Genomic DNA, 24,295 nt, shown 5'->3' on the forward strand with positions numbered 1-24,295 from the left:
GACGCCTCCGCGGCAATGGCGATTACGGCCGCCCGGCCTCCGCGCGCACCGCCGCCAGGTAGGCGCTGAGCCGGTCACGGTTGCGGGCCAGACAGTCGATCCGGGCCTGGATGCGATCGACGTGGTCCTCCAGGAGGGCCGCGGTCCGGGGTGTCAGGTGTTCGGGCGGCAACAGGATCTCCTCCGGCCCCGAAAGGTACGGCAGGATCGCGCGGATCATCTCCGTGGTCAGGCCCGAGTCGAGCAGCCCGCGGATCTGCTGGACGTCCCGGACCGCCGCCTCTGCGAAGGTGCGGTAGCCGTTGTCGGTGCGCTCGGGGTGCAGCAGGCCCTGCTCCTCGTAGTAGCGCAGCAGCCGGGTGGGGACTCCGGTACGGCGGGCCAGTTCGCCGATCCTCATCACGTACTCCCGGGGTCGCCCTTGCCTTCACACTGATGTGAAGGTCCGAGCATGGTCGCATGTCCACCACCTGCCCGGCCAAGGGCACCGCTCCGCCCGCGTCCGCCCCGCTTCCGTGGTCCGGGCTCCTCGCCCTGTCGACGGCCGCCTTAACCGCTGTGCTGACCGAGCTGCTGCCTGCGGGCCTGCTGCCCCGCATGGCCCCGGATCTGGGCGTCTCCGAGGCCCGGATCGGTTTCCTCGTCACCGGGTACGCGCTCGCGTCCTTCGCCGCCGCGATCCCGCTCACGGCTCTGCTGCGCGGGCTGCCGCGCCGGCCGGTGCTGGTCGGGGCGCTGCTCGGCTTCGCGGTGAGCAACGCGGTGGTGGCGGTGTCCTCGTCGTACGCCCTCACCTTCGGGGCGCGGCTGGTGGCCGGGGGCATGGGCGGAACGCTGTGGGCGATGCTTGCCGGGTACGCGGCACGGATGGTGCCGGCCGAGCGGCGCGGCCGGGCGATCGCGATCGTCCTCGCCGGGATCACCCTCGCCCTGGCCCTGGGCGTCCCGGCCGGGACCGCGCTGGCCGGGACGGTGGGCTGGCGCACGGCGTTCGGGCTGCTGTCCGGGATAGCGGTGCTGCTGATGGTCTGGGTGCGGTGGCGGGTGCCCACTTTCCCGGGCGAGACGCCGCACGCGCGCGTGCCGCTCGCCCGGGTCGCCGCGCTGCCGGGCATCCCGGCCGTCCTGTCCGTCACGCTGTTCCTGCTGGTGGGACACCAGGTGATGTACACGTACGTCGCCCCGTTCGCGGCGCATGCCGGTTTCGGCCGTACGGGACTGGTGCTGCTGGTGTTCGGGGCGGCGACGGTGGTGGGGATCTGGATCACCGGGGTGCTGGTGGACCGGCATCCGCGGCCGACGCTCGTGGGCGCGCTGTCGCTGTGCGCGACCGTGATGCTCGCGCTGGGGCTCGTCGCCGGGGTTCCTGGTGTGCTGCTGATCTCGGTCGCCCTGTGGGGCGTCGCCTTCGGGGGTGCGCCGACGCTGATCCAGACTGCGCTGATCGACGCGTCGGGTCCGGAGAGGGCGGACGTGGCGACGTCGTTGCAGACCACGGTGTACAACGCCGGGATCGCGGTGGGTTCACTGACCGGGGGCCTCGTACTGGACGGCTGGGGCGCCGGGGCGCTGCCGTGGACCGCGTTGCCGTTGGTCGCGGTGGCCCTCGGGGTGGTCACCGTGGCCCGAAACGCGTTCCCGGCGACGCGGCGATGACCTTAGGCTCGTGGCCAGGAGGGCCGCATTCCACGGTCGTGAAGGACACAGAGTCGTGAAGGGCACCGAGTCGTGAAGGACACCGAACTGCCGTATCTGCGCCGCTGCGTCGAGCTGGCCGCCGAGGCGCTGGAGGCCGGGGACGAACCGTTCGGCTCGGTCCTGGTGAGCGCCGACGGAGAGATCCTCGCGGAGGACCACAACCGCGTGGCGTCAGGCGACCGCACCCGCCATCCCGAGTTCGAGCTGGCCCGCTGGGCGGCGGCGCACATGACGCCCGAGGAGCGGGCGGCGGCCACCGTGTACACCTCCGGCGAGCACTGTCCGATGTGTGCCGCCGCGCACGCCTGGGTGGGCCTCGGACGCATCGTGTACGTCGCCTCGTCCGAACAACTGGCCCAGTGGCTCACCGAGTTGGGCGTCCCGGCACCACCGGTACGGACGCTGCCGGTCAACGAGGTCGCACCCGGCGTGGTCGTGGAGGGGCCGGTGCCCGAGCTGACGGAGCGTGTGCGGCAGTTGCACAGCCGGTTCCATCGGAGCTGACACCCGCTCTCCCGGGATGCAGCTCCGGTCGACGCCGCGGGGCAAGCGGGACAGGGGCAGCGACCGCCGGCTCATGGGCATCGTGCGGGCACAGAGTAGGGCACCACCCGTGATCGCGCTCTCCCGGAGGCGCCCCGTCGAAGGGCCGCTTATCGTGATCGAGGGCGCCGATGGGCGTCCTTGGAGGCATGGATGCTCGCCAAGGTGACGAGGCGGCGATGCGCTCTCTCCGGAGCCGTGGGGCTGGCCCTGCTCGGCGCCGGACTGCCGTCCGTGGTCACGGACGGATCCGGACCGGACCTGTCGCGCTTCTACCGCCAGAAGATCAAGTGGTCGAAGTGCGTGGGCATGGAGGCCCCCGGCGACCTGCAGTGCGCAAAGATCACTGTTCCCCTCGACTACGCGAAGCCCCGCGCGGGCACCCTCGACCTGGCACTCGCCCGCTACCGGGCCACCACCAAGCACAAGCGTGGCTCGGTGGTGCTGAACTTCGGCGGCCCGGGTGGCGCGGGCGTGCCCGCACTCGCGGCCGGCGGCGACGACTTCATGAACCTCACGGACGAGTACGACGTGGTGTCCTTCGACCCGCGCGGCGTGGGCAGGTCCTCCCCGGTCAGCTGCGGCAACGGCACCGACGTGGCGCTCGCGGCCACCGACGACGACACCGCCTTCAACCGGAACCCCCAGGCCGTGCTCGGGAAGCTCCGGAAGGCCGCCGACCAGTGCACCAAGCACTCCGGGCCCGTGCTCCCGCACATCGGCACGGTGAACGTCTCCCGCGACCTGGACGTCATACGCCAGGCCCTCGGCGACAAGAAGCTCAACTACCTCGGCTTCTCGTACGGCAGCCGGCTCGGCGCGGTGTACGCGGCCCAGTTCCCCAAGAAGGTGGGCCGCCTGGTGCTGGACGGTGTGGACACCCTCACCGAGCCGCTGGCCGAACAGGGCGTGGCGGGCGCCGCAGGGCAGCAGACGGCGCTGGAGGACTTCGTCGACTGGTGTGTGAAGGACATCGCCTGTCCCTTCGGCACCGACGCGCGCGGGGCCCGGGAACAGGTCCTGCAACTCGTGGCGTCGCTGGACGAGGACCCGGTACCGACGGACTTCGGCCCCGACTTCACCGGACAGGACCTGGTGGGCGCCATCGGCCAGGCCCTCTACAGCAAGGATCTGTGGCCCTCGCTGGAGCGGGCGCTCGCCGACCTGGTGGAACAGGGCGACACGTCAGGCGTCCTCGGTTTCACGGGCGGCGGCTCCGATGTCCTCACCCGCGCGCATTCTCCCTCCGGCGACCCGACGCACAGCACCCTCTCCGACGTGGAGGACATACCGCTCGACAATCTTCCGGCGGCGCTGATGGCGGTCAACTGCGCGGACGATCCCGACCGCCCCGGCGCCGACCGGATCCCCAGGGACCTGACCCGGCTGCGTGCCGCCTACGAGCAGGCGTCGCCGGTCTTCGGCCGCTACCGGCTCACCGAGTACCTCATCTGCTACGGCCGCCCGAAGGGCACCGACTTCATCCGCGAGAAGGTGCGAGACGTCCGCACGCCGAAGATCCTCCTCGTCGGCACCCGCGGCGACCCCGCGACGCCATACCGCTGGACCGTGGAGACCGCGAAGCGCCTCGGCGACTCGGCCGTGGTCCTCGACAACAAGGGTGAGGGCCACACCGGTTACGGCTCCTCCAAGTGCGTGCGCCGCAAGGTCGACGACTTCCTGCTCTACGGCAACCTGCCGCCCGACGGCAGCTCCTGCGGACCCGAACGCGACGACTGAGATCCACTCTGCGATCCCGCACGAGTGAACGCGGCGAGAAAGCCGAGGAGTTGAACAGGTGCTCCCTAGGACTCCCAGTACGCGAGCCGGTGCATGGCCGTCGCCGCCCCGGCGAAACCGTCGTCGCCCAGCGCCTCGCGCAGTTCCGTGTTGAAGCGGTCGATCTCGGGCTGGGCGGCCCGCAGGGCATCGGTTCCGGCGTCGGTCAACTCCAGTACGACGGCCCGGTGTTCACGCGGGTGCGGCCTCTTCGCGAGGAGACCCGCCGCCGTCAACCGGCCGACCAGCCCGGTCACGGCCGACTCGCGCAGTCCGAGCGTGCGCGCCAGTTGCTGCTGGGTGATGCCCGCCTCGTCGTGCACGGCGAACAGGGCGCCGAGCTGGGCCGTGGTGACCCCCGCGGCGGCCAGGCAGCGCCGGTCCGCAGTGGTCCGCAAGCGGTGCGCGGCCCGCTGGAGCAGGAAGTAGAGACGCTGGTCGTCGGGCTCGGGCATGCGCCGATGTTGACAGACGGGAGTGGTTCACGCCAGTCTCACTTCACCAGTGAAGTGAGACGCGGGACGGAGGTGGGCGAATGACCCGGACCCTGGATTTGGAGCTCGCCCGGAAGGTCCTGGCGGCACAGCCGTTCAGCACGTTGGTCGGCGCCCGTCTGACGGCGTTCGAGGAGGGCGGGGCTACCCTGGAGTTCGACATCCGCGGCGACCTGCTCCAGCAGCACGGCAGCGTGCACGGCGGAGTGCTCGGCTACGCGGCGGACAACGCCCTCTCCTTCGCGGCGGGCTCGGTGGCCGGCTCCGCGGTGACCACCGCCGGCTTCTCGATCGACTTCCTGCGTCCGGCCCGCGGTGAACTGCTGCGCGCCCGCGCCCGGGTCATACGGGCCGGCCGCACCCGCGTGGTGTGCCGCTGCGACCTGAACACCGTGGACGCCGACGGTTCCGAGACCTTGTGCGCGGTGGCCCAGGGGTCGATCGCCGTCCTCGAGCCGCTGAGCACCTGAGCTGTCGGCGCTCCTGAACGCTCGATCAAGTTGCCCCAAATGCCCGATCGGCCGATCGGTCCTATGGTGCTCTTATGGAGCACGCACTCAGCCCTGCGACCCTCTCCGAACTGCGCCGTCCGCGCGCCTATCCGGCGGTGTCCGTACTGACGCCGACCCACCGCCGCGAACCCGAGAACGCCCAGGATCCGGTCCGGCTGCGCAATGTGGTGGCCGAGGCCAAGAAGCAGCTGGACGCCGACCCGGCGGTCCCCCGGGAGCGGCGCGCCGACGTCGTCCGGCAACTCGACCTGGCCCTCGCCGAGATCGATCTGACGCACACCGAGGACGGTCTGGTGATCTTCGCCGCTCCGGGCGAGCACCAGGTGTGGACCCTGTCCCGTGCCGTACCGGAGCGCGTGGTGCTCTCGGACACCTTCCTGACCCGCAACCTCGTCTCCGCCCAGGCCTCGGAGCGCCCGTTCTGGGTGCTGTCGGTCTCGGCCGACCGCGCCTCACTGTGGAACGGCGGCGTCGACCGCGTCACCGAGCACCGCGCCGGCGGCTTTCCGCTGACCAGGGCCCGCGAGAACTTCGACGCCGAGCGCCTGGAGCGGATCGGTGACATGCCGAGCACCTTCCGGGACGAGGACACGCGGCACTTCCTGCGGGACGCCGACACCGCGCTGGCCAAGCTCCTGCGCGAGGACCCGCGGCCGCTGTACGTCACCGGCGAAACCGCGGCGCTGTCCGCGCTGGACGACATCGGCAGCGTCACCAAGGACGCGGTGCACGTCCGGCACGGCGGTCTCGCGCACGGCACCCCGGACGCGGTCTGGCACGCGGTCCGGCCACTGGTCGCCGCGGAGGCCCGCAAGAGCACCGACGCGGTGACCCTGGAGCTCGAAGCGGCGCGCGGACGGCGGGCGTTCGCGGCCGGTGTCGACGAGATCTGGCGGAGCGCCCGGGAGGGACGGCTGCGCTTGCTGGCCGTCGAGGAGAACTACCGGGTGACGGTCCGCGACGAGGGCGGTGACCATCTGATCCCGGCAGAGAGCGGCGACCTCGACGCCCGTGAGGACATCGTGGACGAGATCGTCGAACAGTGTCTCGACACCGGCGCCGACGTCCGCTTCGTACCGGACGGCACGCTGGGCGGCTCCGACGGCATCGCGGGAGTGCTGCGGTACTGAGCCGCCACACTCCACTCAGACACTCCCGAAGAGCGCGTTGAGCCCCTGTTCGACGGCCTCGTCGAGATCCTCCTGTCCGGCGCCGACCACCGCATAGGTGAGCAGCAGGAACTCGCGCAGGTCGGGTGTGTCGAACTGGAGGAGGGCGAGGCCGTACGGCGAGTGGAACTCCACGACCGTCATGCTCCGGCCGCACGGCCAGAGGTGCACGTCCCCGCCGCCGGCCGGCCCGCGCAGCCCCTCCTCCACCAGGGCACGGGCGAAGGTCCAGGTCACCCCCTGTCCGTCCAGGGAGACCTCGGGCGGGAAGTCGACGCTGACGGCCAGCGGGTCGGTGGAGTCGTAGCGCAGGATGGCGGGGACGGGCAGTTGCTGGTTCTCCGCGGTGATCAGCCGGGCGCGGGCAGGCTGCTCGAGTGTCGTGTCCATACGATTACGACCTCGCAAGTGCCGTTTGCATTACGCCTGAGCGGGAGGGAATTAATGTGACCTGCGTCACATAGCAAGATTCCTCGACTTCACCACCAGGCCTTGCCAGACTCCTTAGAACACAGGAACGTCGAACACACAAATGAACACCGGATCGGCCACCCCACCGACCCGTCAAGTCGCGTACCTGGTCTACGACTTGAAACATCAAACGGCGTAGGCGACACACTCCGCTCGAGCGCTCCGTGAAGACTGTGGCATATGCCAGAAGCACCACCGTATCGTGTGCCGCCAAATCCCTTACAGCGCGTCGCGCCCTGTGCAACAGTCGTAACGGTCCCTCCGCCCCCCGTAGGTCGAACCGTCCCCGCATCGGAGTGCGTCATGCCGTCCCACCTCTCCGCGGACCACCCCGCCGCCCAGCCGCCAGGACGCGGCTCGGTCGACGCGCTGATTTCGCAGACGCGGCGGCTCAAGGGCGACGTGGACGCCGTACGACGGGACGCGCCCAGTGACGGTTCGGACCCCCAGGAGCGCTGGCAGCGCGCGCTGTACGACCTCGCGCTTCACCAACTCACCGATCTGGACGAGCACTTGGCGCAGCTGCGGGACGGCCCGCCGCCCGCGCGGTCGGCAGCCGGGGCGCAGCCCGCCGCGCGAACCGCGCCGCCCGCTCCCCGGCGCGGCTCGCTGCTCAGCCGGGTCGGCAGCGCCGAGTGGAATCTCCTTACCGACGAGGCGAGTTGGTCCGGGGAGCTGTACCAGATACTGGGCCGTGACCCCACCGCTCCCCCGCTCACCCTCGACGAGCTCCCTTCCCTGGTGTTCGACGAGGACCGGCCGAAGCTGACGGGCATGGTCACGGACTGTCTGGTCGACGCCAAGCGCATAGACGGCGAGTTCCGTGTCATGCGCCCGGACGGCGAAGTGCGCACCGTCCACATGATGGGCGAGCCCGTGCTCGCCGCCGACGGCAGCACCGCCTCGATGTGGGCCGTGCTGCGGGATGTCAGCGAACTGCGGCGCAGCGAACGGGCGGTGAGCGAGACCCGTGACTCGTTACAACGCCAGAGGCAGCGCGCGCAGAGCGAGCACCGGCTCGCGGTCGAGCTGCAGGAGGCCGTGCTGCCGCCGTGGCGTGGCTCCCTGCGGCTCCCGCACCAGGGCACCGAGACCCTGGACCTCGCCGCCCACTACCTGCCGTCGTCGGCCAGCGCACTGATCGGCGGCGACTGGTACGACGCACTCGAACTGGCCGACGGCGACACCCTCCTGAGCGTCGGCGACCTCACCGGGCACGGAGTCGCCGTGGCCTCCGGCATGGCGACCCTCCTCGGCGCCGTGCGCGGCATGGCGATGGCGGGCACCCAGCCCGGCCAACTGATGTCCCTGCTCAATCAGTTGCTCGATACCACCGTGCAGCCGGCCCTCGGCAGCGCGGTCTGCTGTCGCTACCGTCCCGAGTCCCGCACCCTGGTCTGGGCGCAGGCCGGGCACCCCGCCCCGCTGCTGTTCCGGAGCGGGACGGGGCGCAGGCTGAACTCACCCGACGGCGTGCTCCTCGGCGCGACCTCCGGAGCCGTCTACGCGCAGGCCGAGGAGACCCTCGAACCGGGCGACCTGCTCCTGCTGCACACGGACGGACTGGTGCCCGGACGCAGCAGTACGGCTGCCGTGAACCGGCTCCTGGACCTGGCCCCCCGCTTCGACGGGGCGCGCACCGCGCAGGACTGTGTGCGCATGGTCATGGAGGAGTTCGGCGAGACCGAGCGCGCGGACGACGCCTGTGTGCTCGTCGCGAAGGTGACTTCATAACAACCTCATGCCCGAGCGCTGTTGCCACCCCTTCCCTTGGGCTTCGGCAGCGCCAGCCTGATCTCCTCACGCAGCTCGTTGATCTTCGGGTAGCCGGAGTACTCGGCGGTGAGCCGGTACATCTGGCGCAGCCGGTCCCAGGTGCGGTGGGAGGAGTTGGAGCCCATCGACACCAGTGCCAACCGCGCGTAGCGGTCCGCCTGCTCGGGGTCGTCGGCGATGAAGCAGGCCGAGGCCATCGACAGGAAGTCGAAGATCTTCGACCGCTGCCGTCCGTCGACCCGCAGGGCGAGGGCCTTCTCCGCGTAGTGCTGGGCGTGCACGGCCGCACCCGGCTCGTGCTCCGCCAGCGTGCGGTAGGCCAGGGCCTGCATGCCGTACAGGTCCTCCTCCTTGAAGGTCTGCATCCAGCTCGGCGCCGGTACGTCGCTCTTGTCGGAGACGAAGAGGTCCTCCGCCTGTCCGAGGGTGCGGCGCATCGCCTGGCCCTTGCCCATGGAAGCCTGTGCCCAGGCCTCGATGGTGTAGAGCATCGCCCTGGTGCGGGGCAGCACCTGTTCGCCGGAGCCGGACTGGGCGAGCTTCATCAGGTCGAGTGCGTCGTCGGGCCGGCCCAGGTGCACCATCTGGCGGGCGGCCCGGGAGAGCGCCTCGCCGGCGCGGGGCCGGTCTCCGCCCTCCCTCGCCGCATGGGCGGCGATGACGAAGTACTTCTGAGCCGTCGGTTCGAGGCCGACGTCGTGGGACATCCAGCCCGCGAGGACGGCCAGGTTGGCGGCGACGCCCCACAGGCGCCGCTGGAGATGGTCGGGGTGCCGGTAGGCGAGCATGCCGCCCACCTCGTTGAGCTGGCCCACGACCGCCTTGCGTTGCAGCCCGCCGCCGCGGGCCGCGTCCCAGGCCCGGAACACCTCGACCGAGCGCTCCAGTTCCTCGATCTCCTGCGACCCGATGGGGGCGGCCTCGTAACGGTCGAACCCAGCAGGGTCGGCGTGCAGGGGGTCGTCGAACTGGGGGGCATCGGCGGTGAGGGCCGGATCGGTGTGCAGCCAGTCGTGCATGGCACTGCTGAGTACGGATCCCGCGGTGAGCGCGGCACCCGCGCCCACCAAGCCGCGTCGGTTGAGCATGAGGTCCATTCCCGTGAATTCGGTGAGGACCGCGGCGGTTCGGTCGGGCGCCCACGGCATGCCGTCGGGATGTTCCACACTCCCGTCGCCCTGCCGTTTCCCCGTACGCCCGTGCCGGACCAGACCGAGGTCCTCAATGGTCACGACACGGCCGAGACGCTCGGTGAACAGAGCCGCCAGCACCCGCGGCACCGGATCGCGCGGGATCTCTCCCATGTCGATCCACCGCCGCACCCGCGAGGTGTCGGTCGAGAGCTGGGGATGGCCCATGGCCGCCGCCTGCCGGTTGACCAGCCTCGCGAGTTCACCCTTGGACCAGCCGGCGAGGCCGAACAGGTCCGAAAGTCGGGTGTTGGGTTGTCCGCTCACATCAAGCCCCCAGGTACTCGGCTGAGTTGACAGTAGCCCCGTGTCAGTTGCTCCGGGACTATTCGCCAGGGTTCGCCAGGGTGCGCCAGATGGTGTGCCAGTGCGCCTCTGCGGTGAGGTAGGAAAGCGCCACCCCGACCCGGACCGCACAGGGACATTCCCCAGGGTGCACCCGGTGTTCCGGGTCGGGCAGCGCACTGCTTCTCCAGGCACAGCAGGCACACGAAGGGATCTGTCTCGCCCATGTACGCAGCATCGTCCTCCGTGTCCGCCCCGCCCCGGTCGCCGCGACTCCGCCCGGCGGGCGGTGGCCCCTACCTCGACCCCGCGCGGCCGACGGCCCCCGTACCGGGTGCGGGCAGGACGCGGCGCGTTCCGGGGCTCGGCACCCAACCGCTCAGCGGGAGACTCGACTTGTCCGGCCCCCAGGGCGCCCAGCTGCGCACGGCGATCGCGTCGGTGCACCGGATCTGCCCGGAGTTCGCCCCGGTGCAGGTCCTGCGCCGCAGCGGACGCTCCGTGCTCCTGGTCGGTACGACGGGACGCAGCACGGCTGTCGCCAAGTGCTTACTCGACCACTCCCCCGTATGGGCCGAGCGGATCCGGCACGAAATAGCCGCATACCGCTCGTTCGTCCGGCACCGGCCCCCGGTGCGCGTCCCGCGGCTGATCGCGGCGGATCCGGACAACTGCACCCTGGTCATCGAGCGGATGCCCGGCCGGGCGGCGGCTCTGCACCGGCATCCGGCCGAAGCCCCGCCGCGCGCGGACATCAGGGCGGCGCTCGGCGCGGTCTGCCGGCTCAACGCCTGGCGTCCGCCCGCGGGCACCTTCGACGCCCCGCTCGACTACGCGGCCCGCATCTCCCGCTACCACGAACTGGGGCTGCTGACCGACCGGGACATGGGCGACCTGCAGAAGCTGCTGCACGGCATCGCCCACTCGGCGGGCCGACAGGGCATGGGCCAGTTCTGCCACGGCGACGCGCTGCTCTCGAACATCCTGCTCTCACCGGCCGGTCCAGTGCTGGTGGACTGGGAGCACGCGGGCTGGTATCTGCCGGGCTACGACCTGGCGACACTGTGGTCGGTCCTCGGCGACGCCCCGGTGGCGCGCCGTCAGATCAGCCAGATCGCCCAGTCGGCGGGCCCCGCCTCGCGGGACGCCTTCCTGGTGAACCTGATGCTCGTCCTGACCCGTGAGATCCGTACGTACGAGATGGCCGTGCAGCGTTCGATGCAGGACTCGGCCCCGGTGTCACCGGGCCCGGCCCACCCGGGTGCCGCGCCGTCCGGCGAGGAACAGCGGCTGCTGCTGAGGCGGCTGCACGACGACTGCCAGCTGGCCCGCCGGGCCGTACGCGCGGCGGTCGGCACTCGCTGACGGGGACGAAGGTCCGCGGTGCGCCCTGCAGGACGGGGGCGCGCCGCGGACCTTCGTATGTGCGGCTTTCGCCAGAAGACATTGGTGTACGCCACTGACGCCCCGCAGGCCTGGAAGCACCCGCCACGAAACTCCCGGCACCCCTCATTGACATGGGAAATCGTCTGCCCCTGGGCATGATTGACGGATCGTCGGCAAGCCGGTACCACTGACGCACGCCCGGCCCCGCACGGCTCATCGCGCCCGACCGTCCCAGGAGGCTGCATTGCGAGGATCCACGACCGACCCCAACAGAGCCGCCCGGAGGATCGTCGGCACACTGGCCGGCACCGCCCTGCTGCTGCCCCTGCTCGGCGCGGCCCCGTCGCAGGCCGAGGACTCCTCGGCCGGCCTCCAGCGGGCCTTCGCCTCGGCTGCCGCCGAGTACCACGTCCCGCAGAGCGTCCTCCTCGGCGTCTCCTATCTCCAGTCCCGCTGGGACGGCCACGCCGGAGCGCCGAGTGTGACCGGTGGCTACGGCCCGATGCACCTGACCGACGCCCGCACCGCACTCGCCTCGCAACCGCACCACAGCGAGGGCACGGAGGACGCCCGCGGCGACAGCGCCCGCCCGGCGCTGCTCCCGGAGACGAAGGTGCCGACGCCCAGCGAACTCCCGGCCCGGCTGGAGACCTTGCCGAAGGCGGCCGAGCTGAGCGGCCTGAGCGCCGGGGACCTGCGCACCGACCCCGCGGCGAACATCGCCGGCGGCGCCGCGTTGCTGGCCGCCGCCCAGAAGGATCTGGGCGAGCCGCTGAGCCAGGACCCGGCGGACTGGTACGGCGCGGTGGCCCGCTTCTCCGGCGCGGACGACAGCGCGACGGCCGCGGCGTACGCGAACGACGTCTTCGACGTGCTGCGCACCGGCGAGGAGCGCACCACGGACGCCGGTCAGCGGGTCGCCCTGACCGCCCGGCCGACGCTGACCCCCGACAGCGCGCAGCTCGCCCGGACGGGACTGCGCACGCTCGGCGGCGGCAGCACCGAGTGCCCGAAGTCGGTGTCCTGCGAGTGGATCCCGGCACCTTACGAGGAGTTCGGGGACAACGACTACGGCAACCACGACCTGGGGAACCGTCCGGCCTCGCAGAGCATCAAGTACATCGTCATTCATGACACGGAGGGCACCTGGGAGGGTGTCCTCAACCTGGTGCAGGACCCGACCTATGTGTCGTGGAACTACACCCTGCGCTCGACCGACGGTCACATCGCCCAGCATGTGAAGGCGAAGGACGTGGCCTGGCACGCGGGCAACTGGTACGTCAACGCCAAGTCGATCGGTCTGGAGCACGAGGGCTTCCTGGCGAATCCGGACGCCTGGTACACGGAGGCGATGTACCGGTCCTCGACGCGGCTGGTGAAGTACCTCTCCGCGAAGTACGGCATCCCGCTGGACCGGCAGCACATCCTCGGCCACGACAACGTGCCCGGTCCGACGACCTCGACCGTCTCGGGCATGCACACCGACCCCGGCCCGTACTGGGACTGGCGGCACTACTTCGAGCTGCTGGGCCACCCCTTCAAGGCGACCGCCGGCAAGCGGGGCGGCCTGGTGACGATCCGGCCCGACTACGCGACCAACCAGCCGCAGTACACGGGCTGCGTCACCAAGGGCGAGCCCTGCGCGACCCACGGTTCGAGCGAGGTACGGCTCTACTCGGCCCCCGACGAGAACTCCGCTCTCATCACGGACATCGGTATGGGCGGCAGGGCTCCGACGACCGACGTGAACGACCTGTCGTCGCGGGTCTCCACCGGCCAGCAGTACGCGGTCGCGGACCGGGACGGCGACTGGACGGCGATCTGGTACCTGGGCCAGAAGGCCTGGTTCAAGAACCCCAAGGGCAACCGGACCGCGGTGAGTGCCTCCGGTCTCGTCGTGACCCCCAAGGAGGGCCGCGACAGCGTCCCGGTGTACGGCCGCGCCTACCCCGAGGCCTCCGCCTATCCGACGGGGGTCCCCGCCCAGGCGGTGTCGCCGCTGCCGTACAAGGTGCTCAAGGGCCAGTCGTATGTGATCGGTGACAAGGTGCCCGGCGAGTACTACTACGCGGTCACCTTCACGAAGGACTCGCACAAGGTCGTGGTCGGGCAGGACCTGTACTACGAGATCCAGTACGGCCACCGGGTGGAGTTCGTGCGAGCGGCGGACGTCGATGTGAAGCCCTCGGTCCGGCGCCGCTAGTCAACGTCCGGCCGGTGGCGGCTCCGGAGGAACAGGGACCGAAATGCCTGGTCTTCCGGAGCGGCGCTGCCGAACGTTCAGCCCTGCTGGAAGAGCTCCGCCGGCAAGGGCTTGAGAAGGGCGTACAGGTCGTCCGTGATCGGGCGGTCCCAGGCGGCGATGGTCACCAGGACGTTGTCGCTGCGGTCGAACTGGACGCAGGAGATCCGGCTCTCGGAGAGCTTGAGGCGGCGCACGATCAGGAGGTTGTCGCCCTGCATCACCGGCATCTCCTCGGTGTCGGAGACGGTCACCTCCTCGTCGTTCTCCAGCGCGATCAGCAGCTGCGCCACCTCGAAGGGGACCTGCCCGTCGGGGACATCGCGGGCCGGAGAGCCCTCGGGAAGATTGCCGATGATCATCGCGGGGCCGCGGCCGCCGAAGAGGTCGTAGCGCAGGAAGACGCCCTGGCAGGTGCCGTCGGGGGCGGGCAGGAGCCCCGCGCCGAGGTTGCCGGGCCAGTCGCCCGGGTCCATGGCCAGGACATCGAAGTCTGGACCGGCGGGAGTGGCGCTACGGCGGCGGAGAAACGACATGCGCCAATGGTAATGGCCAGTCACGTGGTCGCGCGGGCGCAGGTGTGGGGGCCTGCCGCGCGGTTCTCCCACGGCCCTATATGGGACCACTCACCGTTCGCAGGCCGGTACTGTCCGTTCCCAGCTTGCGACAGACGGCCGACAGCAACCGTGTCACCGTCTGCCCATCGGCGTTCAGCTCCTTCGCGATCTCCTGCTCGGTGTGCCCCTGCGCCGCCAGGTCCGCCACCGTATGTTCGCGTGCCGTGAGCGTGTCCGTCTCCGTACTGTGCAGGCGGCGGGGGCGCAGGCCCGCGGCGGTCAGTTCGTCGCGGGCGGTGTCGATCAGACCGTCTGCGCCGCACTGGACGGCTGTGTCGAGGCCCCGGTAGAGGTGTTCCGCCGCCTCCCGGGCGCGCCCCGTGCGACGGAGTTCCGTACCCAGCGCCACCAACGCGCAGGCGAGCTCGTACGCGGCCGGAGAACGTTCCAGGTGGGCGACCGACTCCTCCAGGAGCTTCACCCGGGCCGAGCCCGGTGAGACCTCGGCGGCCAGCCGGAGTGCCTGGCCCAGCGCCGACGGGGCCCCGAACTGGCGGGCTCGCGCCACCGCTTCGAGGGCCGTCGTGACCGCCCGCTCCGGATCCTCGTGGCTCTCGGCGCGGGCCAGGTGGAGCTGCCAGGGGCACCACGCGGGGTTGCGCACGCCGCGCGGTTCCAGGCGGCGGCCGGCGGCGGCCAGTTCGGCGGCCGCGTCCTTGGTGCGGCCGCGCGCCAGCAGCAGCTCGCCGTAAACGGTCTGGGCGTCGGGGAAGACCACCACGGCCGGGAAGGGGGCGCCGAAGGAGTGGTCCTCGGCGGTCTGCGCGGCCTCGTGGACCCGGCCCCGGGCGAGCAGGACCTCGATGAGGATGCCCACGGCGTACCACTGGGCCGGGGAGCCCGGCCCGACGCGCTCGGCGAGGCGCAGCCCCGCGCGGACGAAGTCCTCGGCCTCGGCCAGGCGGCCGCGGCGGAAACGGACGTAGGCGAGCAGGGTGTAGGCGAAGGAGAGGTGAGCGCCGCGCCAACCCTGGCGTTCGAAGTCGGCGATCCCGGCGGCGAAGAGCTCCTCGGTACGGCCCGGGCGGTCGGCGTAGGTGAAGGCGAGGGCGACCAGGACGGGCACCTCGAAGCCGCGGTCGGGATCGGCCCAGCCGAGTCCGCCGGCCAGGGCGCGCTCGGCGTGGCGGAGGGCGATGTGGGCGGGTTCGCCGCGCAGGACGGCGTCCCAGGTGCGCAGGCCGATGATGTACCGCTCGGTGAGGTCGCGGCCGGTGAGACGGTCCGCGAGCCGCGCCATACGGCGGGAGCGGGAGGGGTGGTCGGGTTCGTCGGCGCGGAAGGCGTCCCACATGAACTGTTCGGCGACCATGCGCAGCTTGACGCGGGCGTCGCCGGTGACCTTGATCTCGCGGGCGAGGGTGTCGGAGGCCTCGGCGAGGCGGTCGCTGTGGGCGAGGACCTGGGAGAGCCGGTAGACGATGCGGTGCCGCAGGGCGGAGTCGGCGATGGGCTCTTCGAGGGCGGCGCGCAGGTGGTTGACCGTGGTGGCCGGTTCGGTGAGCAGGGAGGCGCTGCCCAGTTCGTACAGGACGGCGGCGCGGTCCTCGGAGGGCGGAGGTTCGCGCAGGGCGCGGGCGAGACAGCTGCGGGCCGCGTCGGGGGCGCCGGAGCGCAGGGTCTCGGCCGCGGCGGCACGCAGTTGCTGCACGACCCAGGGGTCGCTGTCGGGATGCGTCTCCAGGAGGTGGCGGGCGGCAGCGGCCGGGCCCCGTCCGTCGTCGACCACGCACCAGGCGGCCTGGCCGTGCAGCGCGACGCGGAACCCGGCCGGGATGGCCCGGTAGACGGCGGTGGCGATGAGCGGGTGGACGAACTCCAGGGATTCGCCACCGGTGAGGATGCGGGCGCCGCGCAGGGCGTCGGCCGCGTCGGCGGCCTCTTCGTGACCGAGTCCGGCGACGGCGGCGGCGAGCGAGGGATGGATCTCGGTGCCGAGGACCGCGCAGGCCCAGGCGAAGCGGACGGTCGAGGCGCCGAGGCGTTCGAGGCGGGCGACCAGGCCGCTGCCCTTGACCGCGGCCGCGAGATCACGCAGGAGGTGCGCCGCGTCCTCGGTCGGGGTCACACCGCGGTCGTGCACCTTGGCGGTCAGCTCGACCGTCTCGAAGGGGTTGCCCGCGGTGACGGCCCAGCACTCCCGGCAGAACGCGTCGTCGGCGTGCGCGCCGAGCGTCTCCCGTACGAGACGGGCGACGGCGCCGGCGCTCAGCGGTTCCAGGTCGAGCGGGCGTCCGCCGGCCCGGCCGGGCAGCGCCCTGAACGACTCGGCGTGGTCGGGGAGTTCGTCGGGCCGGTAGGCGACGACGACGAGCAGCGGGAGTTCCTCGGCACGGGGTGCGAACGCGGCCAGCCAGCCCAGCGATTCGGGGTCGGCCCAGTGGGCGTCGTCGAGCACCAGCACCATCGGGGCGCGCAGGACCGCGAGATGGGTGAGCACCCAGTCGAGTCCGTCCCGCAGGCCCTGCGGGTCGGGCGGCGCCCCGTCGGTCGGGGCGCACAGGCCGAGTGCGGGGCCGACGATGTCGAACCAACTGCCCAGCTGGGCACGGAGATCGGCTTCGCCCGCGCCGGCGAACTGCGGCTGCAGCAGCTGCCGGGCGACGTGGAAGGCGACCCGCTGCTCCTGGTCGCCGCCGCGGGCGGCCAGCACGGTGCAGCCCCGGGCGGCGGCACGGCGGCGGACCTCGGTGAGCAGGGTCGTCTTGCCGATGCCGGCCCGGCCGGCGACGGCGAGCACGGCTCCGCGGGAGCATCCGCGCGGTTCGGCACCGTCCGTGCGCAGCCCGGTGAGTTCTCCCAACGCCTCGTCGACGGCGGCGAGTTCGGTCTCCCGTTCCAGGAGAGTCCTTCTGCTGCGCGCACTGCGCTGCACCATGGCGCACCCCCCGTCACGGTGGCACACCCGCGCGGGGAGCGAGGGCACACCGTGACCTACAGGCACCTCAGCGTACGCCTGCGGGGCGCCGGGCGGGCCCGTGTCGACCCACTCGGGTCATGGCTGGAAGAGGTGTTCGGACAGCACAGCGGGAACGTGGATCAGCCCTCGACGTCGGCGGCTACGACCGAACAGAACCGGTCACCCCGCTGTTGTCCCCGCTCCTTGAACCGCCGTCTGCCCGCCTTCGACGTCACGGCCCCTCCCCTGTTCCCTGTGCCGCTCGTGATGCCGTGCCACTCGCGCACGGTTGCCGCAGGAGGGCTTGCACCACTCCTGCCGCGGGTGATCCTTCAGGAAGTAGCGCACGCAGCGCGGGGCATGGCAGGCGCGCAGCCGCCGCCGGTCGGCTCCGGCGAGAAAGGCGATCGCGGCCTGCGCGAGTACGGCCGTGAGGTCGGTCCCCCGCGGCACCGGCTGCCGGTGTACGACGGGTTCGGCGTCGTCGGTCCAGTGCAGCACGGGGACGGTCGGGGCGCGGGCGGCGGCCGTGTTGAGGCGGGCGACCGCTTCGGGCACGGACACCAGACGGGTCGCGTCGGCGGGGCTGGGCTCGCCGGGACGCACGGCGCGGGCGAAGAGCGCTCGGACGGCGGCCCGCAGGTCACGGACCGCCGCGAGGGTGCCTTCGTCGGCGACGAAGTGCGAGGCGTCCGGCAACGTCTCGGCGTGCTCCCGGACCCAGGCGGTGAGACCCGCGACGTCGGCCAGGTCGTCGGCGACCCCGCCGTGTCCGTCGTGCCGGATGGTGAGGGCCAGGTCCAGGGTGAGACGGGCATCCCTGTCGTTCGTGTCCTGCATGCGGCTAATGATAGGTTCCGCCGCATCCATTAACACGTAGGTCAGGACCCCTTTGCGCTCACCCTCAGGTGAGGTCGAACTCTCCCTCCCGCGCCCCTGACACGAACGCGCCCCATTCCGCGGGGGTGAAGATCAGGGAAGGGCTCTCCGGGCGGCCGCTGTTTCGCATCGCGATGAACCCCTCGACAAAGGCGATCTGCACATCCCCCCGACCGCGGCTGCTCGAGTGCCAATCGGCGTTGCTCAGGTCCAGCTCCGGCTTCTCCCAGCCCATGAGCGGCTGCTGCTGGATGGTGGTCTCGGCCACGTCCGTGCTCCTCCCGATTGCGTCGTCCGCGGCCAGCCTAGCGATCGTGCCCGACCGCCGACAGGCCACGTGAGGGGGACCTTTCAGGAGTCAATTCACGCATCAGGGGGCTCAGACCCCACGAGCCACATGGAGAAGAACTGGGATCCGCCGCCGTAGGCGTGCCCGAGCACCCTGCGGGCGCCCTCCACCTGGTGTTCCCCGGCCTGTCCGCGCGCCTGGAGCGCCGCCTCCGCGAAGCGGATCATGCCGGAGGCGCCGATCGGATTGGTGGACAGCACGCCGCCCGACATGTTGACGGGCAGATCCCCGTCCAGCTCGGTGACGCCCGCCTCGGTGAGTTTCCAGCCCTCGCCCTCGTCGGCGAAGCCGAGGTTCTCCAGCCACATGGGCTCGTACCAGGAGAACGGCACGTACATCTCGACGGCGTCGATGTCCCGGCGCGGGTCGGCGATCCCGGCCTGCCGGTACACGTCGGCCGCGCAGTCCTTGCCCGCCTGGGGCGACACGGCGTCCTTGCCCGCGAAGAGCGTCGGCTCGCTGCGCATGGCGCCGCCCAGCATCCAGGCCGGCGGCCGGGGCGCCCGCGCGGCGCCCGCCCGGTCGGTGAGCACCATCGCGCAGGCGCCGTCCGAGGAGGGGCAGGTCTCGGAGTAGCGGATCGGGTCCCAGAGCATGGGCGAGGCCTGGACCTTCTCCAGGGTGATGTCGTGCTCGTGCAGATGCGCGTACGGGTTCTTCAGCGCGTTGCGCCGGTCCTTGTACGCCACCAGTGAGCCGACCGTGTCGGGCGCGCCGGTGCGCCGCATGTACGCGCGCACATGCGGTGCGAAGAAGCCGCCCGCTCCGGCCAGCAGGGGCTGCTGGAAGGGGATCGGCAGGGACAGGCCCCACATGGCGTTGGACTCGGACTGTTTCTCGAAGGCGAGGGTGAGGACGGTGGAGTGCACCCTGGCCGCCACCAGGTTCGCGGCGACCAGTGCCGTGGAGCCGCCGACGCTGCCCGCCGTGTGCACCCGCAGCATCGGCTTGCCCACCGCGCCGAGCGCGTCGGCCAGGTACAGCTCCGGCATCATGACGCCCTCGAAGAAGTCGGGCGCCTTGCCGATCACCACGGCGTCGATGTCGGCCCAGTCCAACTCGGCGTCGTCGAGCGCCCTTCGGGCGGCCTCCCGGACGAGCCCGGCGATCGACACGTCCCGGCGGGCCGCGACATGCTTGGTCTGGCCGATCCCTACGACGGCCACGGGCTCCTTGCTCATCGCGGATCCCCTTCGAGTACGGCGACCAGGTTCTGTTGCAGACAGGGCCCGGAGGTGGCGTGGGCGAGGGCGCGGTCGGACTCGCCCCGGTGGATCCGGGCGGCGGCCTCGCCGATACGGGCGAGCCCGGCGGCCATCATCGGGTTGGCTGCGAGGGCCCCGCCGGACGGATTGACGTCGACCTCGTCACCGAGCCGCAGCGCCTTGCGCAGGACGACTTCCTGCGAGGTGAACGGCGCGTGCAACTCGGCGGTGTCCACGGGCCGTTCGAAGGCGCCGGCCCGCTCGGCGGCCAGGCGGGTGGAGGGGGAGTCGGTGAGGTCGCGGACGCCGAGCGAGTGCGCCTCGATGCGGTGGTCGATCCCGCGGATCCAGGCGGGGCGCTCGCACAGCTCCCTGGCCCGCTCCCCCGCCGCGAGGACCACGGCGGCGGCCCCGTCGCCGATGGGAGGGCAGTCTCCGGTGCGCAGAGGTCGTACGAGGTAGTCACCCTGCGGAACAGGGCCCTTCAGCTGTGCGCGGGGATTGTCCGTCGCGCGGCTCCGGGCACCGATGGCCGCCAGCTCGGGTTCGTCCGTGTCGCCCGCGTCGATCAGCGCCTGGGCCTGGAGGGCGGCGAGGGCGACGGAGTCGGGCCACAGGGGCGCCACGTAGTACGGGTCCAGCTGCCGGGTGAGCACGTCGCGCAGGGAGCCGGGTGAGGACTTGCCGTACGAGTACACCAGCGCGGTGTCGGCGTCCCCGGACAGCAGCTTGGTCCACGCCTCGTACAGGGCCCAGGCCCCGTCCGTCTCGACGTGCGACTCGGAGATGGGCGGCCAGGCGCCCACGCCGTCGAGGGCCAGGGTGAAGGAGAAGGCACGCCCCGCGAGGTAGTCACAGGAACCGGAGCAGGTGAAGCCGATGTCCGCGGTCTTCATACCGGTCTGCGCGACGACGTCGTGCAGGACCGGCATCAGCATCTCCACCTCGGAGACCTCCGCGGTCGAGCGCAGGGTGTCGGACTGGGCGAACGCCACGACGGCGATGTCGCGGGGCCCCGGGGCTGCGTCGCTGGTCACAAAAGCTCCTTGTACGTCTCGTAGTCCGCGTCGGGTTCGCCGGTCGGCCGGTAGTGGTCCGGGTAGCGGCCGCCCTCGCTCCACACCGGCTCGACCCTGAGGCCCATGCGCACCTGGTCGTACGGGATGCCGCCGATCCGGCCGTGCAGCGCGAGGTCGGCGCCGTCGAGGGCGATGTGGGCGTAGACGTACGGCACTTCGATGTCGAGGTTCTTCGCCTTGATGTTGACGATGCAGAAGGTGGTCACGGTGCCCGCAGGACCTACCTCCACCTGTTCTGATGTGGCCACGCCACATGTGGGGCAGGCACCCCTCGGCGGGACGTACACCTTGCGGCAGGCGGGGCAGCGCTCGCCGACGGCCCGGTGTTCGGCGAGGGCGTTGATGTAGGCGGTCTGGGCGCGGCCCGGTGAGTAGGTGTAGTCGAGGCGGGCCTGGGCGACGATGCCGTGGACGGGGTCCTCGAACTCGCCCGCGTGGACGGTGACCACGGCATCGTCTCCGTCGTACGGCTCGAAGCAGGCGATGTCGGTGATGGCACCGCAGCGTTCCTCGGCCCAGCGGATCCGGACGCGCATGCCGGTGCGGAGGGCGTCGGGGCCGGGGGCGTCGAGTGCGTGCAGCAGGGCGGTGTCGGCGCCGTCGAGTTTCACCAGGACCCAGGCGAAGGGCGTGTCCAGCGGCTGACCGCGACGGGGTTCGTGGTTCCAGGCCCAGGTGGTGACGGTGCCGGTGGTGCCCACGTGGACGAGGTCGCGGATCTCCTCGGCGGTGACGGGGTCGTACTCGACGGGCGGGACCAGGGTGCGGCCGTCACGGGTCTTCACGCCGAGGACGACACGCTCGCGCAGGCCGGTCAGGAAGGCGCTCTGGACGGGGCTGAGGGAACGGGTGAAGGGGAATTCGACGACCAGGGGGGCTTTGAGTACTTCGGGCATCGAGGTTGTGCCTCCTTCGAGGACGGACGCGCGTGGGTGGGCGGACGGTGGCTCGGCGGTGCGACGCCCGAGGGGCGCGGGGCGCTGACACTTGCGGCTCCGCCGCGTGGGCGCGCTCAGCCACCGACGGCCCGCAGTGTCCGACGCACCTGCGACGACATCGCTCACGCGCGCCGGTAAACGGGCGGTCGCTTCTCCGCGAAGGCGCGCGCCCCCTCCTTCGCGTCGGCGGTGTCGAAGACCGGCCAGCCCCGCTCGAGTTCGGCGGCCAGGCCCTCGGTCTCGGTCATCCCGGCGGTCTCGTAGACCGAGGCCTTCACCGCCTCCACCGCCAACGGGCCGCAGGCGTTGACCAGTTCGGCGATCTCCAGGGCCTTGGTGAGTGCCGTGCCGTCCGGAACGACGTGACCGATCAGGCCGATGCCGGCGGCCTCGCGTGCGGTGTACGGGCGGCCGGTGAGCAGCATCTCCAGCGCGTGGGTGCGCGGGATCTGGCGCTGCAGCCGGACCGTGGACCCGCCGATCGGGAACAGGCCGCGTTTGACCTCGAAGAGGCCGAAGGTCGCGGACTCGCCGGCGACGCGGATGTCGGTGCCCTGGAGCATCTCGGTACCGCCCGCGACGCAGTAGCCCTCGACCGCCGCGATCACCGGTTTTCGGGGGCGGTGGTGCCGCAGCATCGCCTTCCAGTGCAGGTCCGGGTCGGCGGTCAGCCGGTCCCGGTACTGCTCGCCGCCGGTGTTCTTGCCCGCGAGGGCCTTGAGGTCCATGCCGGCGCAGAACGAGTCGCCCGCGCCGGTGAAGACGACCGAGCGGATCGAGTCGTCCGCGTCCGCTTCCAGCCAGCCGTCGTAGAGGCCGACCAGCATCGGCAACGAGAGCGCGTTCTTCGCCTCCGGCCTGTTGAGCGTGAGCACCAGTGTGGCGCCCTCGCGCTGGATGTTGAGGTGTTCCGTCCCACCCATCGCCCGTCTCCCCTCTGCCAGAACGAGAACAGGTTGCAGGAGGCGCCGACGCACTTCAAGAGTTTTCTGACAGACAGTCAGATTTATTCGCGCGAACCCTTCACAGTCACGCCGCCCTTTGCTCTGATGACCGGCGAACCGTCGGAGATGCAGGCCGTGTTGGGTCAGGAGGAGCGGTGGAGTACAACCTTGCCGACCTGTTCGAGTCGGTCGTCGACGTGGTGCCGGACCGTGAGGCGCTCGCGTACATCGACATCCCCGGTACGGGTGCGGAGCGCAGGCTGACGTACGCGGAACTGGACGCCGCGGCCAATCGCATCGGCCACCATCTGCTCGACAGCGGAGTCCGGCCCGGTGAGCACGTCGGGCTGCACCTCTACAACGGGGTGGAGTACGTACAGACCCTGCTGGGCTGCCTGAAGGCACGGATCGTCCCCGTCAACGTCAACTACCGATACGTGGAAGAGGAGTTGGTCTACCTCTACCGGGACGCGGATCTGGTGGGGTTGGTCTTCGACACCGAGTTCACGGACCGGGTGGCGGCCGCGCTGCCGCAGGCGGATCGGCTGCGGCACCTGGTGCGGGTCGGGGACGGGGAGCCGGGTCTGCTGTCGGCGGTGGACTTCACTGACGCCGAGGCCGGCGGGTCGCCGGAGCGTGGCTTCCCGGCGCGCTCGACCGACGACCAGTTCATCATCTACACCGGCGGCACCACCGGGATGCCCAAGGGTGTCATGTGGCGTCAGGAGGACCTGTTCTTCTCGGGGCTGGGCGGGGGCGCACCCACCGGTGAGCCGGTCAAGCGGCCCGAGGAACTCGCCGAGCGGGTCGCCGCGGGCGGGGCGGGGATCACCTTCTTCCCCACACCGCCGCTGATGCACGGCACCTCCACGCTGACCACCCTCATCGGCTTCAACTTCGGCCAACGAGTCGTACTCCACCGCAAGTTCGTGCCCGAGGAAGTGCTGCGGACCGTGGAGCGGGAGAAGGTCAGCGCCATGTCGCTGGTGGGTGACGCGATGCTGCGGCCGCTCATCGACGCGCTGGAGGGCCGGATGAAGGGCACCGACATGTCGTCGGTGTTCAGCGTGTCCTCGTCAGGCGCGATCATGTCGGACACGGTGAGCCGGCAGTTCCGCGCACTCGTCCCGAACGCCATGCTGCTCGACAACTTCGGCTCCTCCGAGTCCGGCTTCAACGGGACGGCGACGGCGGACTCCGGCCCCGAGCGCGGCTTCCGCGTCCGGGTGAACTCCCGCACCCAGGTGGTCGATCCGGCCACGCACGAGCCCGTGGCCGTGGGCGAGGTGGGCCGGGTCGCCCAGTGCGGCCATGTGCCGCTCGGCTACTACAACGACCCGCGGAAAACCGCCGACACCTTCTTCGAGAAGGACGGCGAGCGGTGGGTGCTGCTCGGGGACATGGCCACCGTCGACGAGGAGGGGGTCGTCACCGTCCTCGGGAGGGGCTCGCAGTGCATCAACACGGGCGGCGAGAAGGTGTACCCGGAGGAGGTCGAGCAGGCGCTCAAGGCGCATCCCGATGTCTACGACGCGCTCGTGGCCGGGGTGCCGGACGTGAAGTGGGGGCACCATGTGGCGGCCGTCGTGCAGTTGCGCGAGGGTGCGGCGCGGATGTCCCTGGACGATCTCCAGACCCACTGCCGGGAGCGGCTCGCGGGCTACAAGGTGCCGCGCCAGCTGGTGATCGCCCAGTCCATCCGCCGGTCCCCGAGCGGCAAGGCGGACTATCGGTGGGCGCAGAAGGTGGCGGTGGCGGCGGACGGGTGAGGGTCGAATCCCGACCCCGTGCGATTGAACCGAACGTGACGTGCGAACGTACTGGTGGTGGCAGGCTCGGT

General features: G+C 71.3%; 21 protein-coding genes. 9 read left to right on the plus strand and 12 right to left on the minus strand.

Annotated features, from left to right (window positions below; translation table 11 throughout):
* Positions 1–22: 22 nt before the first annotated feature.
* On the minus strand, positions 23–400 hold the full coding sequence (locus tag BFN33_RS04780; RefSeq protein WP_069758550.1) for a MerR family transcriptional regulator: 378 nt from the start codon (positions 398–400) through the stop codon (positions 23–25).
* A gap of 59 nt (positions 401–459) precedes the next feature.
* Between BFN33_RS04780 and BFN33_RS04785 the strand changes: the two genes are divergently transcribed.
* The 3 genes from BFN33_RS04785 to BFN33_RS04795 all read left to right on the plus strand — a co-directional run bounded on the left by BFN33_RS04785 (position 460) and on the right by BFN33_RS04795 (position 3,981).
* Positions 460–1,656 carry an MFS transporter gene (locus BFN33_RS04785; protein ID WP_069758551.1) on the plus strand — a complete coding sequence of 399 codons (1,197 nt, stop codon included), beginning with the start codon at positions 460–462 and terminating at the stop codon, positions 1,654–1,656.
* Between the two features lie 72 nt (positions 1,657–1,728).
* Positions 1,729–2,202 (plus strand): nucleoside deaminase, encoded by a 474-nt coding sequence (locus BFN33_RS04790; RefSeq protein ID WP_069758552.1) that lies wholly within the window; start codon positions 1,729–1,731, stop codon positions 2,200–2,202.
* Between the two features lie 192 nt (positions 2,203–2,394).
* Complete coding sequence (locus tag BFN33_RS04795; protein ID WP_069758553.1) at positions 2,395–3,981, plus strand: alpha/beta hydrolase; 1,587 nt, start codon at positions 2,395–2,397, stop codon at positions 3,979–3,981.
* 65 nt (positions 3,982–4,046) lie between these two features.
* Here BFN33_RS04795 and BFN33_RS04800 read toward each other — a convergent pair whose 3' ends face one another.
* Positions 4,047–4,475, minus strand: coding sequence for a MarR family winged helix-turn-helix transcriptional regulator (locus tag BFN33_RS04800; protein ID WP_069758554.1), 429 nt, complete (start codon positions 4,473–4,475; stop codon positions 4,047–4,049).
* Between the two features lie 80 nt (positions 4,476–4,555).
* Here BFN33_RS04800 and BFN33_RS04805 point away from each other — a divergent pair, with 80 nt between their 5' ends.
* Both BFN33_RS04805 and BFN33_RS04810 read left to right on the plus strand, forming a co-directional pair.
* Positions 4,556–4,984: a PaaI family thioesterase gene (locus BFN33_RS04805; protein ID WP_069758555.1), complete on the plus strand. Its 429-nt coding sequence runs from the start codon at positions 4,556–4,558 to the stop codon at positions 4,982–4,984.
* Between the two features lie 74 nt (positions 4,985–5,058).
* Positions 5,059–6,156 (plus strand): chemotaxis protein, encoded by a 1,098-nt coding sequence (locus BFN33_RS04810; RefSeq protein ID WP_069758556.1) that lies wholly within the window; start codon positions 5,059–5,061, stop codon positions 6,154–6,156.
* Between the two features lie 15 nt (positions 6,157–6,171).
* Here BFN33_RS04810 and BFN33_RS04815 read toward each other — a convergent pair whose 3' ends face one another.
* A complete protein-coding gene (locus tag BFN33_RS04815) occupies positions 6,172–6,585 on the minus strand; it encodes an SsgA family sporulation/cell division regulator (protein WP_069758557.1) in 414 nt (137 codons plus the stop codon).
* 384 nt (positions 6,586–6,969) lie between these two features.
* Between BFN33_RS04815 and BFN33_RS04820 the strand changes: the two genes are divergently transcribed.
* The gene (locus BFN33_RS04820) at positions 6,970–8,400 is read left to right on the plus strand and encodes a PP2C family protein-serine/threonine phosphatase (protein ID WP_069758558.1); all 1,431 of its coding nucleotides are present in this window, start codon (positions 6,970–6,972) and stop codon (positions 8,398–8,400) included.
* A 5-nt stretch (positions 8,401–8,405) separates the two neighbouring features.
* Here the strand turns inward: BFN33_RS04820 and BFN33_RS04825 are convergent, their stop codons facing one another.
* Entirely contained in the window at positions 8,406–9,899 is a 1,494-nt protein-coding gene (locus BFN33_RS04825; protein ID WP_069758559.1) for a hypothetical protein, read from the minus strand.
* 243 nt (positions 9,900–10,142) lie between these two features.
* Here BFN33_RS04825 and BFN33_RS04830 point away from each other — a divergent pair, with 243 nt between their 5' ends.
* On the plus strand, positions 10,143–11,282 hold the full coding sequence (locus BFN33_RS04830; protein WP_069758560.1) for an aminoglycoside phosphotransferase family protein: 1,140 nt from the start codon (positions 10,143–10,145) through the stop codon (positions 11,280–11,282).
* Positions 11,283–11,547: 265 nt separating this feature from the next.
* Positions 11,548–13,506 carry an N-acetylmuramoyl-L-alanine amidase gene (locus BFN33_RS04835; protein WP_069758561.1) on the plus strand — a complete coding sequence of 653 codons (1,959 nt, stop codon included), beginning with the start codon at positions 11,548–11,550 and terminating at the stop codon, positions 13,504–13,506.
* 77 nt (positions 13,507–13,583) lie between these two features.
* On the opposite strand, the gene BFN33_RS04840 is transcribed toward BFN33_RS04835, so the two are convergent.
* The 8 genes from BFN33_RS04840 to BFN33_RS04875 all read right to left on the minus strand — a co-directional run bounded on the left by BFN33_RS04840 (position 13,584) and on the right by BFN33_RS04875 (position 22,434).
* Entirely contained in the window at positions 13,584–14,081 is a 498-nt protein-coding gene (locus BFN33_RS04840; protein ID WP_069758562.1) for a hypothetical protein, read from the minus strand.
* Positions 14,082–14,157: 76 nt separating this feature from the next.
* On the minus strand, positions 14,158–17,040 hold the full coding sequence (locus BFN33_RS04845) for an AAA family ATPase (protein WP_069758563.1): 2,883 nt from the start codon (positions 17,038–17,040) through the stop codon (positions 14,158–14,160).
* 201 nt (positions 17,041–17,241) lie between these two features.
* Complete coding sequence (locus tag BFN33_RS04850) at positions 17,242–17,901, minus strand: ABATE domain-containing protein (protein WP_069758564.1); 660 nt, start codon at positions 17,899–17,901, stop codon at positions 17,242–17,244.
* A gap of 64 nt (positions 17,902–17,965) precedes the next feature.
* The gene (locus tag BFN33_RS04855) at positions 17,966–18,208 is read right to left on the minus strand and encodes a DUF397 domain-containing protein (RefSeq protein WP_028807758.1); all 243 of its coding nucleotides are present in this window, start codon (positions 18,206–18,208) and stop codon (positions 17,966–17,968) included.
* Positions 18,209–18,303: 95 nt separating this feature from the next.
* Positions 18,304–19,470, minus strand: a complete 1,167-nt coding sequence (locus BFN33_RS04860) for a thiolase domain-containing protein (RefSeq protein WP_069758565.1) — start codon at positions 19,468–19,470, stop codon at positions 18,304–18,306.
* On the minus strand, positions 19,467–20,531 hold the full coding sequence (locus BFN33_RS04865) for a thiolase domain-containing protein (protein ID WP_069758566.1): 1,065 nt from the start codon (positions 20,529–20,531) through the stop codon (positions 19,467–19,469). The genes BFN33_RS04860 and BFN33_RS04865 overlap by 4 nt, the downstream gene beginning before the upstream one ends.
* Positions 20,528–21,469 carry an OB-fold nucleic acid binding domain-containing protein gene (locus BFN33_RS04870; protein WP_069758567.1) on the minus strand — a complete coding sequence of 314 codons (942 nt, stop codon included), beginning with the start codon at positions 21,467–21,469 and terminating at the stop codon, positions 20,528–20,530. The genes BFN33_RS04865 and BFN33_RS04870 overlap by 4 nt, the downstream gene beginning before the upstream one ends.
* 164 nt (positions 21,470–21,633) lie before the next feature.
* Positions 21,634–22,434 (minus strand): crotonase/enoyl-CoA hydratase family protein, encoded by an 801-nt coding sequence (locus tag BFN33_RS04875; protein WP_069758568.1) that lies wholly within the window; start codon positions 22,432–22,434, stop codon positions 21,634–21,636.
* Positions 22,435–22,610: 176 nt separating this feature from the next.
* Here BFN33_RS04875 and BFN33_RS04880 point away from each other — a divergent pair, with 176 nt between their 5' ends.
* Positions 22,611–24,224 carry an acyl-CoA synthetase gene (locus tag BFN33_RS04880; protein ID WP_069758569.1) on the plus strand — a complete coding sequence of 538 codons (1,614 nt, stop codon included), beginning with the start codon at positions 22,611–22,613 and terminating at the stop codon, positions 24,222–24,224.
* Positions 24,225–24,295 lie beyond the last annotated feature (71 nt).

This window comes from Streptomyces sp. LUP47B, assembly GCF_001746295.1.
In the GTDB taxonomy this organism is placed as follows: domain Bacteria; phylum Actinomycetota; class Actinomycetes; order Streptomycetales; family Streptomycetaceae; genus Streptomyces.

Excerpts from the sequence above, each read along its gene's own strand:
- BFN33_RS04810 (WP_069758556.1), top strand. The coding sequence starts at position 5,059 with ATGGAGCACGCACTCAGCCCTGCGACCCTCTCCGAACTGCGCCGTCCG.
- BFN33_RS04830 (WP_069758560.1), top strand. The coding sequence starts at position 10,143 with ATGTACGCAGCATCGTCCTCCGTGTCCGCCCCGCCCCGGTCGCCGCGA.
- BFN33_RS04800 (WP_069758554.1), bottom strand. The coding sequence starts at position 4,475 with ATGCCCGAGCCCGACGACCAGCGTCTCTACTTCCTGCTCCAGCGGGCC.
- BFN33_RS04815 (WP_069758557.1), bottom strand. The coding sequence starts at position 6,585 with ATGGACACGACACTCGAGCAGCCTGCCCGCGCCCGGCTGATCACCGCG.
- BFN33_RS04805 (WP_069758555.1), top strand. The coding sequence starts at position 4,556 with ATGACCCGGACCCTGGATTTGGAGCTCGCCCGGAAGGTCCTGGCGGCA.
- BFN33_RS04870 (WP_069758567.1), bottom strand. The coding sequence starts at position 21,469 with ATGCCCGAAGTACTCAAAGCCCCCCTGGTCGTCGAATTCCCCTTCACC.
- BFN33_RS04780 (WP_069758550.1), bottom strand. The coding sequence starts at position 400 with ATGAGGATCGGCGAACTGGCCCGCCGTACCGGAGTCCCCACCCGGCTG.
- BFN33_RS04875 (WP_069758568.1), bottom strand. The coding sequence starts at position 22,434 with ATGGGTGGGACGGAACACCTCAACATCCAGCGCGAGGGCGCCACACTG.
- BFN33_RS04795 (WP_069758553.1), top strand. The coding sequence starts at position 2,395 with ATGCTCGCCAAGGTGACGAGGCGGCGATGCGCTCTCTCCGGAGCCGTG.
- BFN33_RS04860 (WP_069758565.1), bottom strand. The coding sequence starts at position 19,470 with ATGAGCAAGGAGCCCGTGGCCGTCGTAGGGATCGGCCAGACCAAGCAT.
- BFN33_RS04820 (WP_069758558.1), top strand. The coding sequence starts at position 6,970 with ATGCCGTCCCACCTCTCCGCGGACCACCCCGCCGCCCAGCCGCCAGGA.
- BFN33_RS04785 (WP_069758551.1), top strand. The coding sequence starts at position 460 with ATGTCCACCACCTGCCCGGCCAAGGGCACCGCTCCGCCCGCGTCCGCC.
- BFN33_RS04850 (WP_069758564.1), bottom strand. The coding sequence starts at position 17,901 with ATGCAGGACACGAACGACAGGGATGCCCGTCTCACCCTGGACCTGGCC.
- BFN33_RS04840 (WP_069758562.1), bottom strand. The coding sequence starts at position 14,081 with ATGTCGTTTCTCCGCCGCCGTAGCGCCACTCCCGCCGGTCCAGACTTC.
- BFN33_RS04845 (WP_069758563.1), bottom strand. The coding sequence starts at position 17,040 with ATGGTGCAGCGCAGTGCGCGCAGCAGAAGGACTCTCCTGGAACGGGAG.